12 protein-coding genes are annotated in these 11,208 nt (G+C 71.8%); 3 read left to right on the top strand and 9 right to left on the bottom strand.

The window, feature by feature from the left end; all coding sequences use genetic code 11:
• Window positions 1–55: 55 nt before the first annotated feature.
• The 5 genes from ACFW22_RS34820 to afsQ1 form a co-directional block, all read right to left on the bottom strand.
• Entirely contained in the window at window positions 56–256 is a 201-nt protein-coding gene (locus ACFW22_RS34820) for a PspC domain-containing protein (protein WP_386412553.1), read from the bottom strand.
• A gap of 90 nt (window positions 257–346) precedes the next feature.
• Window positions 347–895: a VanZ family protein gene (locus ACFW22_RS34815; protein WP_386412551.1), complete on the bottom strand. Its 549-nt coding sequence runs from the start codon at window positions 893–895 to the stop codon at window positions 347–349.
• Between the two features lie 144 nt (window positions 896–1,039).
• Window positions 1,040–1,654, bottom strand: a complete 615-nt coding sequence (locus tag ACFW22_RS34810) for a hypothetical protein (RefSeq protein ID WP_386412549.1) — start codon at window positions 1,652–1,654, stop codon at window positions 1,040–1,042.
• Entirely contained in the window at window positions 1,651–3,180 is a 1,530-nt protein-coding gene (locus tag ACFW22_RS34805; RefSeq protein WP_386412547.1) for an ATP-binding protein, read from the bottom strand. Before ACFW22_RS34805 ends, ACFW22_RS34810 begins: the two co-directional genes overlap by 4 nt.
• The gene (afsQ1, locus tag ACFW22_RS34800; RefSeq protein WP_384879071.1) at window positions 3,177–3,854 is read right to left on the bottom strand and encodes a two-component system response regulator AfsQ1; all 678 of its coding nucleotides are present in this window, start codon (window positions 3,852–3,854) and stop codon (window positions 3,177–3,179) included. Before afsQ1 ends, ACFW22_RS34805 begins: the two co-directional genes overlap by 4 nt.
• A 170-nt stretch (window positions 3,855–4,024) precedes the next feature.
• Between afsQ1 and ACFW22_RS34795 the strand changes: the two genes are divergently transcribed.
• Window positions 4,025–4,786 (top strand): SigE family RNA polymerase sigma factor, encoded by a 762-nt coding sequence (locus tag ACFW22_RS34795; protein ID WP_384879068.1) that lies wholly within the window; start codon window positions 4,025–4,027, stop codon window positions 4,784–4,786.
• A 113-nt stretch (window positions 4,787–4,899) separates the two neighbouring features.
• Here ACFW22_RS34795 and ACFW22_RS34790 read toward each other — a convergent pair whose 3' ends face one another.
• Entirely contained in the window at window positions 4,900–5,595 is a 696-nt protein-coding gene (locus ACFW22_RS34790; RefSeq protein ID WP_386412544.1) for a uridine kinase, read from the bottom strand.
• A gap of 52 nt (window positions 5,596–5,647) precedes the next feature.
• On the opposite strand from ACFW22_RS34790, the gene ACFW22_RS34785 reads away from it, so the two are divergent.
• Window positions 5,648–6,049, top strand: a complete 402-nt coding sequence (locus tag ACFW22_RS34785) for a hypothetical protein (protein WP_386412542.1) — start codon at window positions 5,648–5,650, stop codon at window positions 6,047–6,049.
• A 149-nt stretch (window positions 6,050–6,198) separates the two neighbouring features.
• Here ACFW22_RS34785 and ACFW22_RS34780 read toward each other — a convergent pair whose 3' ends face one another.
• The 3 genes from ACFW22_RS34780 to deoC are packed head-to-tail and all read right to left on the bottom strand — an operon-like array spanning window position 6,199 to window position 9,510.
• The gene (locus tag ACFW22_RS34780; RefSeq protein ID WP_386412539.1) at window positions 6,199–7,116 is read right to left on the bottom strand and encodes an aldehyde dehydrogenase family protein; all 918 of its coding nucleotides are present in this window, start codon (window positions 7,114–7,116) and stop codon (window positions 6,199–6,201) included.
• Complete coding sequence (locus ACFW22_RS34775; RefSeq protein WP_386412537.1) at window positions 7,109–8,545, bottom strand: aldehyde dehydrogenase family protein; 1,437 nt, start codon at window positions 8,543–8,545, stop codon at window positions 7,109–7,111. The genes ACFW22_RS34780 and ACFW22_RS34775 overlap by 8 nt, the downstream gene beginning before the upstream one ends.
• A 5-nt stretch (window positions 8,546–8,550) precedes the next feature.
• Window positions 8,551–9,510, bottom strand: coding sequence for a deoxyribose-phosphate aldolase (gene deoC / locus ACFW22_RS34770; protein WP_384879089.1), 960 nt, complete (start codon window positions 9,508–9,510; stop codon window positions 8,551–8,553).
• Window positions 9,511–9,764: 254 nt separating this feature from the next.
• On the opposite strand from deoC, the gene ACFW22_RS34765 reads away from it, so the two are divergent.
• Window positions 9,765–10,952 carry a hypothetical protein gene (locus ACFW22_RS34765; RefSeq protein ID WP_386412534.1) on the top strand — a complete coding sequence of 396 codons (1,188 nt, stop codon included), beginning with the start codon at window positions 9,765–9,767 and terminating at the stop codon, window positions 10,950–10,952.
• Window positions 10,953–11,208 lie beyond the last annotated feature (256 nt).

Raw genomic sequence — 11,208 nt, 5'->3', positions numbered from 1 at the left:
GGGGCGCACCCCGGCTGTTCCGGGGTGCGCCCCTTCGGCGCGTGACGGGCGGCTGCTACCAGCTCTGGCCCGCCGGCTTCTCGCCCGGCAGGAAGATCCAGAGACCGAGGTAGATCAGGAACTGAGGTCCCGGCAACAGGCAGGAGACCACGAAGATCAGCCGCATCGTCGTTGCGGAGATGCCGAAGCGCCGTGCCAGCGCCGCGCACACCCCGCCGAGCATGCGTCCTTCGCGAGGGCGGATCAGTGCGGCCATGGTGGGGCTCCTTCGGAGTCGTTTCGGGAACCGCTCCTCCGGGCTCCCGATGACTCCATACTGCCGCCGGGAAGAGGAGCGGGCGTCGGTCTAGGGGGCGATCGGAACCCTGGAAATCGTCGGGGTCGCACCCTGGGGGGTCTCGTTCTGCGGTGGGATCGAACCCCGCAGTGCGCCGCTCCCTCCGGAGGAGGGCTCCCGCACCGCCTCCGACCTGCGGCGCAGCCAGGTCCGTCCGGCGGGGACCACCAGCAGGTGGGCCAGGGCGACGCCCGTCGTGTTCAGCAGGACCGAGTCGATGTCGACGACCTGCCCCGGCACCGCGGTCTGCAAGAGCTCGACGGCCAGCGACACCAGTGCGCCCGCGGCGGTCGTACGGGCCAGCGAGGCCCATCCGGGGACCCGGAGCCGTCCGTCGGCCATCGGCAGCAGCACCCCGAGCGGGGCCAGCAGCAATAGGCCCTTGCCGATCAACAGGGCCGCCTCGGTGCCGCCGAGCGCGAGGTCCGCCTGCAGCCCGTGCAACGGGACGGTGTTCGGCGCGGTCACCCAGGCCACGTCCCGCGGGCGCAGGCTGACCCACGCGACGAGCAGCAGATGGGAGAGGAGGAGGGTGAACCCCGCCACCCGGACGATCATTGCGGCATTGCCGCCCGAACCTAGACGCTGCACGTCCTCCAAGACGTCGCGAGCGGCGGAATCGGTTCCGCCGCTCCGCCACGCTCTGCGGAACCGTCGTCCGGACCGCCCCGGCCCCGGCACCGCCCCGGCACCGGGCCGGGCTCAGCGCGCCGGTGTGCTCGCCGGGGGAGCGGGGGCCGCGGTCGGCGGTGCGGACTCGGGACGTTCGCGGAGCTCCGTCGTGCAGCGGTAGCGCTTCGGGGCGTACGCGCCCGGGCCGCCGAGCAGCACCGTGTGGCCGCCCGCGCCCACCGAGCTGTCCCCGAAGGTGCAGACGAGCTGCGACAGCGCGGTCGGCGTCAGGTCCTCGGGCTGCCGGCTCAACCGCAGCGTGCCCTCCGGGTCGTCCTGCCGTCCGCCGAACACGCTCAGCGGACCGCGCACCGCGGTGGTGAAACCGGCCTGTCGCTCGCCCTCCGAGGGCTCGGCGAGCAGGTTCGCGAGCAGGTCCCCCGCCGTTCGCACCGGATCGACGCCGACCTTCTCCTCCGGCAGCGGCGACCGGCGGTGCACCACCTCCAGCTGGGAGCCGCAGACCAGGTAGACCCGTATCGGAACGCCCTGGGCCGCGCCCGTCGCACCGTCCTCGGTCACGTTGCACGGCACCCGGGAGGGGGCCGCGCCCGCATCCACCGGGACCGACGTGGTCCGGATGCCGCAGCCGGTGAGCAGCGTGCCGAGCACGCCCGCAGCCAGGACCAAGGCGTGGCGCCTCATGCTTCTCCCACCTCGCCCTGGCTGCTGCGGGTCTGCACCTCGCGGGTGATCCCCGAGGCGTCCAGGGGCAGCCGCAGCACGAACACCGCGCCGTCGACCCGTCCGTCCTCGCCGACCGAGTTGGACGCCGTGATCGAACCGCCGTGGATCAGGGCGTTCTCCATCGCGATCGACAGTCCGAGTCCGCTGCCCTCGGACCGGGGGCGGGACGCGCTCGCCTTGTAGAAGCGGTCGAAGACGTGCGGCAGCACCTCCTCCGGGATGCCGGGGCCGTGGTCGCGCACCGCGATGACCAGCTCGTCCTCCTCGGTGCGCACCGACACCCGCACCGGTGAACCGCCGTGCTTCAGCGCGTTGCCGATCAGGTTCGCCAGGATCACGTCCAGGCGGCGGGGGTCGAGCGGTGCGACGACGCCCCGCTCCGCGTCCAGCTCCACCGCGTCCAGCCAGGCCCGTGCGTCGACGCATGCGGTGATCTGGTCGGCGATGTCCACGTCGTCGAGGACGAGCCGTGCGGTGCCCGCGTCGAAACGGGTCACCTCCATCAGGTTCTCCACCAGGTCGTTGAGGCGTCGGGTCTCGCTCACCACGAGCGCCACCGCCGGAGCGATCATCGGGTCCAGGGAGTCCTGTTCGTCCTCCAGGACCTCGGTGACGGCCGTCAGGGCCGTCAGCGGGGTGCGCAGCTCGTGGGACATGTCGGCGACGAAGCGCCGGGAGGACTCCTCCCGCGCGCTCATGTCGGCGACCTTCTTCTGCAGGGACTCGGCCGCGCCGTTGAAGGTGCGGGAGAGGTCGGCCAGTTCGTCCGTACCGGACACTTCCAGCCGGGTGTCCAGCTTGCCCTCGCCGAGCTTCCGGGCCGCCACGCCGAGTCGGTGCACCGGACGCAGCACGGTCGTCGCCGCGACCTGCGCGAGGAGCACGGAGCCGATGACCGCGAGCGCGGTGGCGATCCCCAACGACCAGGCGAGCGAGTTCAGGTCGGCCTTCTCCGCTTCCAGCGACTTGAACACGTAGCCGGTCGGCCCGCCGCCGTCGATCCGCGTCCCGCCGACCAGATAGGGCGTGCCGTTCCGCTCGGTGCGCTGCCAGAACAGGTGGTACGGATGCGCGTTGGCCTCCGTCACCGGCCGCTTGGTGTCCACGGCCTCCTGCAGCGGCACCGGCACGTCGGCCAGGGTGAAGTCGTCCGGGTCCGAGGCGCCCACGATGGGCTTGCCCGCGGCCCGCTCGCCCAGCAACAGCACCTGGTAACCGGCGCCGCCGCCGGCCATGTCCTCGGCGGTCCGCCGCAGGTCGTCCTGGGTGGGGCGGAGCGGCAGCGCCGCCGCCCGGTTCTGCATCTCCTGCCGGAAGTCGTTCAGCGCCCCGTCCTGGGTGCGGGTCAGCACCGCCTCGCGGTTGAGCCAGTAGGCGATGCCGGAGGCGGCGACGGCCGCGGTGAGCGCGACGAGGGCGAACACGACGACGAGCCGGAGCCGCAGGCTCGAAAGGCGCAGCCGGGCGGTGATTCCCTCGTTCACGCAGGGACGTCCAACCGGTAACCGACCCCGCGCACGGTGCGGATCAGCGTCGGCGAGGACGGTACGTCCTCCACCTTGGCCCGCAGCCGCTGCACACAGGCGTCGACCAGTCGCGAGTCGCCCAGGTAGTCGTGTTCCCACACGAGCCGCAGCAACTGCTGTCGGGAGAGGGCCTGTCCGGGCCGCCGGCTCAGTTCCAGGAGCAGTCGCAGCTCGGTCGGGGTGAGTTGGAGGTCCTCGCCGTTCTTGGTGACCGTCATCGCGGAGCGGTCGATCACCAGCGAGCCGAACGTCGCCGAATCCGTGGACTCCCGCTCCCCGCGCCGCAGTACGGCCCGGATGCGGGCGTCGAGCACCCTTCCCTGCACCGGTTTGACGACGTAGTCGTCGGCGCCGGACTCCAGTCCGACGACCACGTCGATGTCATCGCTGCGCGCGGTCAGCAGGATGATCGGCAGCTGGTCGGTGCGGCGGATGCGCCGGCAGACCTCGAAGCCGTCGATGCCGGGCAGCATGACGTCGAGCACGACCAGGTCCGGTCGCTGCTCGCGCAGCAACTGGAGGCCGTCCTCACCGGTCGCAGCGGTGGCCACCCGATGGCCCTGCCGGGACAGGGAGAGCTCAAGGGCGGTCCGGATGGCGTCGTCGTCCTCGATCAGCAGCAGAAAAGACACGCCGTCATTCTGTCCCATGCGACTGTCCGAGATCGACCGTCCGGCGTCCCGCTTCCGATCCGTTGCCTGTGACACGGCTGTGACAGTCGGCGGACAACGTCATGAAGTCCGAGGGGCAAGCTTCTTGGCACACGGACCGAGAACACACTCCAACCGACGGGGGGCGCACGATGAACGCACTGCACGGCACCACCTCAAGCGCAGTCGTCACGCGTCTCCACGACGTCGTGCGGAGCACCGAGAAGTCCGGCACGGAAGGGGGTTCCCCCGCGTACGAGCGAAGCCGAGAGCTTGGCAGCGGGCGGGGGTGCGTCCGCGGTGTCGGGCGTCAGCGCAAGGCGCCGCACATGGTGGCCGTCGCTGACGGGGGAGCGGTGTACGGGGAGGTCACGGGGGAACGCGCCGGCTGTTCGGAAGCCGAGTTCACGGCTTACGTCCAGGAGCGTCGTGCCTCCCTGTACGCCACCGCCTACCACCTCACCGGTGACCGCTTCGAGGCCGAGGACCTGCTCCAGAGCGCACTGTTCTCCACCTATCGCGCCTGGGAGCGGATCAGCGACAAGGCCGCCGTCGGCGGGTACCTGCGTCGCACCATGACCAATCTGCACATCAGCGCCTGGCGCCGGCGCAAGCTCAACGAGTACCCGACCGAGGAGCTGCCGGAGACGGTCGGCGAGACGGACGCGATGCGCGGCACGGAGCTGCGCGCGGTGCTGTGGCAGGCCCTGGCCCGACTGCCCGAGACGCAGCGGACGATGCTGGTGCTGCGCTACTACGAGGGCCGGACCGATCCGGAGATCGCGGAGATCCTGGACATCAGCGTCGGCACCGTGAAGTCCAGCATCTGGCGCTCGCTGCGGCGACTGCGCGAGGACCAGGTGCTGAGCTTCGGACGGGACGAAGAGGAGTCCTTCGGCGAGCTGGTGGCCTGAAGGCAGGGGGAACACGGGGGACCGTACGGGGGTACGGGGGAAAGCGAAGCGGGTCGTACGAGTCGGGGGTCTCGTACGACCCGCTTCGTGTGCGTGCGCCGCGCCCGGGCGGGTCAGTTCGTCGCGGGGGTGCGGTGGCGGCCGGCCGCGGCGGCGGCCAGCCGGCCCAGCGCTTCCGGCTTGGCGCAGGGGTGGGCGCCCAGTGCGGACTGACGGGCCACGATGGCGCGCTCGGCGCGCATCAGGCGCCAGCCGCGGCGGAGGAGGAAGGGAACCGACTTGCGGCCTTCGCGGAGGTCGCGGAGGAGCCGGCGGCGGAAGGTCGTCGAGGGGCGACCGCGCAGGCAGAGCGCGTCGGCGAGGACGTCCAGCTCGCGGCAGCGGGCGACGATCTCGGCCGCGAAGATGCCCTCCGCCACGAAGAGCGGGGTCCGCGCGATGTCGAGGCGCTCGTGGCCCGCCCGGGAGCTGGTGGAGATGTCGTACACGGGGACGTCGGTCTGCCCGGTGCGGCACAGTTCGACGATCGCGGTGACGGCGGCGTCCGCGTCCCAGGACCGGGGGGAGTCCCAGTCGATGTCCGCGCTGCCGTCGACGAGCGGGAGCGACGGGTCGTCGGCCTCCTTGTAGAAATCGTCGAGGCGCAGGACCGGGAGGCCGGTGACGGCGGCGAGGGACGACTTGCCGGAGCCGGAGGGGCCCGCGAGCAGGACGACCCGGGTCGGGATCGGTTGGGAACTCACGGAACACCAGTGTGAGGCATTCCCCCGTCCAGGGGAGCACCGAGGAAGGCCGTTGGTATCGAGCATCACACCTCTACTACTGTCGGTGTCCGTTCGCTCACCCCCTGGGAGGATCTCCATGGCGCGTCACGCACTACCCCGGACCCCCCGCCGCAGCGCCCTGCTCAAGGCGGGCCTGAGCGTCACGGCTGCGGGGGCCGCGGTGCTCGGCGCGGGTGCGGGAGCGCAGGCCGCCGCACCGGTCCCGCTGCCCGTGGACTCGCTGACCAGGACGGACGCCGCTGCGGCCGGATCGGGGGCGCTGTCCGGCGTGACCCAGGGAGTGGGCCCGCTGACCCGCCTTCAGCTCGACCCGCTGGCCAACACCGGCGTCGACCCGCTCGACAACGGTCTCGGCACCCAGGTCGCCGACTTCAAGCCGGTCGGGACCAACCTGCTCACCGACCACCTCACCAAGGGCGGTGCGGTGGCCGACCTGCCGGTGGTCGGCGGCCTGTCACAGGGCCTCCTCCCGGGCTGAGGGCCGCGCTGCAGAGCGGTTCCGGGGCGCGCGAAGGCGGCCCCCGGGTCGATGCACCCGGGGGCCGCCGTCACGCGGTGGGGCCGGGCCGGCGCCGGCGGAAGCCCCGCCCGTCCCGCGGGCGGGCGGAGCCGCTTGCGCCGTGCGGCCTAGTACGAGGAGCCGGAGGCGCCCAGGCTGCCCGTGGGGTGCCAGACCGTCTTCGTCTCCAGGAAGGCGGTCATGCGGTCCGTGCCCGGGGACTCGGTGAAGTCCTCGGTGCGCGGGCGCAGGACGCGCTTCAGGTTGTCCGCCGCCGCGATCTCCAGGTCGCGCGCCAGCTCGGCGTCCGCGCCCGTCAGGTCGATCGCGTTGACGTCCTGGTGGGCCGCGAGGTGCGGGCCCATCTCGGAGGCCTTGCCGGAGAGGACGTTGACCACGCCGCCCGGCAGGTCGGAGGTGGCGAGCACCTCTCCCAGGGAGAGGGCGGGGAGCGGGCACTTCTCCGACGCCACGACCACGACGGTGTTGCCCGTCGCGATCGCCGGGGCGATCACCGAGACCAGACCCAGGAAGGACGATTCCTGGGGGGCGATCACGGTGACGACGCCGGTCGGCTCCGGGGCCGACAGGTTGAAGTAGGGGCCCGCGACCGGGTTCGCGCCGCCGACGACCTGGGCGATCTTGTCGGTCCAGCCCGCGTACCAGACCCAGCGGTCGACGGCCGCGTCGACGACCGCGGCGGCCTTCGACTTCGACAGGCCCTCCGCGTCCGCGACCTCGCGCACGAACTGCTCCCGGCGCCCCTCCAGCATCTCGGCGACGCGGTAGAGGACCTGGCCGCGGTTGTAGGCGGTCGCGCCCGCCCAGCCGCCGAAGGCCTTGCGGGCCGCGACGACCGCGTCGCGCGCGTCCTTGCGGGAGGAGAGGGGGACGTTCGCCAGCCACTTGCCCTTCGAGTCCGTCACCTCGTACACCCGGCCGCTCTCGGAGCGGGGGAACTTGCCCCCGACGTACAGCTTGTAGGTCTTGAAGACGCTCAGACGCCCGGCGGCGGAGCCGCTTTTTTCGACACTGCGATCAGACATCGAGGTAGGCCTCCAGACCGTGACGGCCGCCTTCGCGGCCGAAGCCCGACTCCTTGTAGCCGCCGAACGGCGAGGTCGGGTCGAACTTGTTGAACGTGTTGGCCCACACGACGCCGGCCCGGAGCTTGTTGGCGACCGCGAGGATGCGGGAGCCCTTCTCCGTCCAGATGCCGGCGGACAGGCCGTACTGGCTGTTGTTGGCCTTCGCGACGGCCTCGTCGGGGGTGCGGAAGGACAGCACCGACAGGACCGGGCCGAAGATCTCGTCGCGGGCGACGGTGTGGGCCTGCGTGACGCCCGTGAAGAGCGTCGGGGCGAACCAGTAGCCGGCCGACGGGATGTCGCACGCGGCGGTCCAGCGCTCCGCGCCCTCCGCCTCGCCCCGCTCCACCAGTGCGGTGATGCGGGCCAACTGCTCGGCCGAGTTGATCGCGCCGATGTCGGTGTTCTTGTCGAGCGGGTCGCCGAGGCGGAGCGTCGACAGACGGCGCTTCAGGCTGTCCAGCAGTTCGTCCTGGATCGACTCCTGGACGAGGAGGCGGGAGCCCGCGCAGCAGACCTGGCCCTGGTTGAAGAAGATGCCGTTGACGATGCCCTCGACGGCCTGGTCGATCGGGGCGTCGTCGAAGACGATGTTGGCGCCCTTGCCGCCCAGTTCCAGGGTCAGCTTCTTGTCCGTGCCGGCGACCGCGCGTGCGATGGCCTTGCCGACGGCGGTCGAGCCGGTGAAGGCGACCTTGTTCACGTCCGGGTGCTCGACCAGCGCGGCGCCCGTCTCCCCGTACCCGGGGAGGATGTTGACGACGCCCTTCGGGAGCCCGGCCTGGCGGCAGATGTCCGCGAAGAACAGGGCGGAGAGCGGGGTGGTCTCGGCCGGCTTCAGGACGACCGTGTTGCCGGTCGCGAGCGCCGGGGCGATCTTCCACGCCAGCATCAGGAGCGGGAAGTTCCAGGGAATGACCTGGCCGGCCACGCCGAGCGGCTTCGGGTGCGCACCGAAACCGGCGTGGTCGAGCTTGTCGGCCCAGCCCGCGTAGTAGAAGAAGTGGGCCGCGACCAGGGGGAGGTCCGCGTCGCGGGTCTCCTTGATCGGCTTGCCGTTGTCCAGGGTCTCCAGGACGGCCAGCTCGCGGCTGCGCTCCTGGATGATCCGGGCGATCCGGAAGAGGTACTTGGCACGCTCGGCGCCGGGCAGCGCCGACCACTTCTCGAACGCCTTCCGGGCCGCCTTCACCGCCCGGTCCACGTCCTCCGCGCCCGCCTGGGCGATCTCGGAGAGGACCTCCTCGGTGGCGGGGGAGACGGTCTTGAAGACCTTGCCGTCGGCGGCGTCGACGAACTCGCCGTCGATGAACAGGCCGTAGTTCGGCGCGATGTCGACGACCGAGCGCGATTCCGGTGCCGGTGCGTACTCGAATGCAGATGCCATGTTGATCAGTCCACCGTCACGTAATCGGGGCCGGAGTAGCGGCCGGTCGCCAGCTTCTGGCGCTGCATCAGCAGGTCGTTGAGCAGGCTGGAGGCGCCGAAGCGGAACCAGTGGTTATCCAGCCAGTCCTCGCCCACGGTCTCGTTGACGAGGACCAGGAACTTGATCGCTTCCTTGGTGTTGCGGATGCCGCCGGCCGGCTTCACGCCGATCTGCACGCCGGTCTGCGCACGGAAGTCCCGCACGGCCTCCAGCATGAGCAGGGTGTTCGCCGGGGTGGCGTTGACCGCGACCTTGCCGGTCGAGGTCTTGATGAAGTCCGCGCCGGCCATCATGCCGAGCCAGGAGGCGCGGCGGATGTTGTCGTACGTGGAGAGCTCGCCGGTCTCGAAGATCACCTTGAGGCGGGCGCGGTCGCCGCACTCCGCCTTGATCGCGGCGATCTGTTCGAAGACCTCCAGGTAGCGGCCGGCGAGGAAGGCGCCACGGTCGATGACCATGTCGATCTCGTCGGCGCCGGCGGCGATCGCGTCGGCGGTGTCGGCCAGCTTCACCGGGAGCGCGGCGCGCCCGGCCGGGAAGGCGGTGGCGACCGAGGCCACCTTGACGCCGGAACCCGCCAGGGCGGCCTTGGCGGTGGCCACCATGTCGGGGTAGACGCAGACGGCGGCGGTCGTCGGGGTCGTGCGGTCGGTCGGATCGGGGTTGACGGCCTTGGCGGCGAGCGCCCGGACCTTGCCCGGGGTGTCCGCGCCTTCGAGCGTCGTCAGGTCGATCATGGAAATGGCCAGGTCGATGGCATAGGCCTTGGCCGTGGTCTTGATCGAGCGGGTGCCGAGGGACGCGGCGCGCGCCTCCAGGCCGACGGCGTCGACGCCGGGCAGCCCGTGGAGGAAGCGGCGCAGCGCGCCGTCGGACGCGGTCACGTCGGCGAAAGCGTGTGCTGCGGAAGCAGTGGTGGGCATGGTCACCAGTCGAGCATATCTACGCGCGTAGCGACCTGTACAGGGGAGAGGGTCCGTAGAGCCCGGGGTCACAGCGGGCCGATCGTCGCGGTGGTTGCTGTCACAGAGTGGTGACACGGAACGGACCGCTCCCGAATACAAGATCAATAAGTTTTCTTTCAGCAGCCAGCCGGACCTCACCGACACAGAGACGGACCGAGAAAAAGCGGCATGCGACTCTCCCGCCCACCTGCCTGATCTCCACAGGAGTCGTTATGCGTACCGCCCTTCGCACCGCCATCGCCACCGCCCTCGTCGCGGGCGTCGCGATCACCGCTCCCGCCCTCGCGGCGGGCGCCGCCCTCGCCGCCGACGGCCCGGTGGCCGCTCCCTCGGCCCAGGCGAAGCCGGCCGCCGCCGGGGCCGATGCGTCGAAGGGCACCCTCGTCCGCACCGAAACGCTCCTCAACGGAACCGTCGCCAAGATCTACAAGGCTGACAACGGGCACTTCCGCGCCGAGCTCTTCTTCCAGGACAACCCGGTCGGCGTCCTCGACGCCGCAGCCGGCCCGGTCGCCGGCAACGACAACGGCCAGTTCTTCGTCCTCTTCCAGGACGGCCGCACCCTCAACTGGGACCGCAACTACGTCCCCGGCGCCCGGCCCGGCACGTACGAGCTCGCCGACGGCACCGTCCTGGAGCTCGCCGAGAAGGAGGGCCGCTACGCCCTCCAGATGATCGTGGACGGCAAGGGCCGCGGCTTCACCCACCTGAACGGCTTCCGCCAGGTCTTCCAGTTCGGCCAGGCCGTCGTCGTCCTGGAGCAGGACGGAGGCTTCGCCGCCTACATCCCGGGCTCGGCGAAGCAGGCCGCCCCCAAGCCCGTCGAGAACCCGGCCCCCGCACCGGCCCCCGCGCCCACCCCCGGCCCGGTCGTCACCCTCGGCGAGTGCACCGTCCAGCAGGTCATTCCCTCGGTCTTCGCACAGCTGACCGTGACGCTCACCAACGACCTGGAGAAGGGCCCGAAGGCCGTCCTCAACGACGAGGCCGGCAAGCCGATCCTCGTCCTCGACCGCGACCACGCGGCCGATCTGGGCCAGGGCCTCACCATCAAGGGCGCGAACACCACCACCCCGAAGCTCGGCCAGCGCACCCAGGGCGGCGACACGCCGTACGCCTGGACCGCGTTCCCGAAGCTCCCCAAGGGCTGCGAGAAGGACACCGCCACGCCCACCCCGGCGCCGTCCACCACCACCCCGGCTCCCGCGGGCAACACCGGCACCACCACCACCAACGGGCAGACCTCCGTCATCCCGCAGGGCGGCGTCGCGGCCGGCGCCGAGTTCGGTGCCGAGGACGACTCCACCGCGCTGATCGCGGCCGGCGCCGGCGCTGCCTCGCTCGCCGCCGCGGGCCTCGGCTTCGTCGTCCTGCGCCGCCGGGCCGGCGTCCACGCCTGACCCCGACCCGGCCGGGGCGGAACCCCGCGTCCCGGCCCGGCCGCAACCGGCCCCCCCGCACCACCCGTCTCCTCGCCCTTGACCCGAGCAGGAGCACCACCCCACCAGGCCGGCCGTCGCACCCCTGCGGCGGCCGGCCGCCGCCCGTCCCGTCCCCCCCCGCGCCCGACCCGGAAACCCCAACCCCCCCCCCCCCCCGGCCGCCAACAGCCGCCCGGTCGCCCGGGCGGGGCCCCGCAACCACGCCCACAACAAC

Source organism: Streptomyces sp. NPDC058872, assembly GCF_042743065.1.
In the GTDB taxonomy this organism is placed as follows: domain Bacteria; phylum Actinomycetota; class Actinomycetes; order Streptomycetales; family Streptomycetaceae; genus Streptomyces.
The sequence above is the reverse complement of the archived record's forward strand: the minus strand, read 5'-3'. Positions and strand labels throughout refer to the sequence as shown.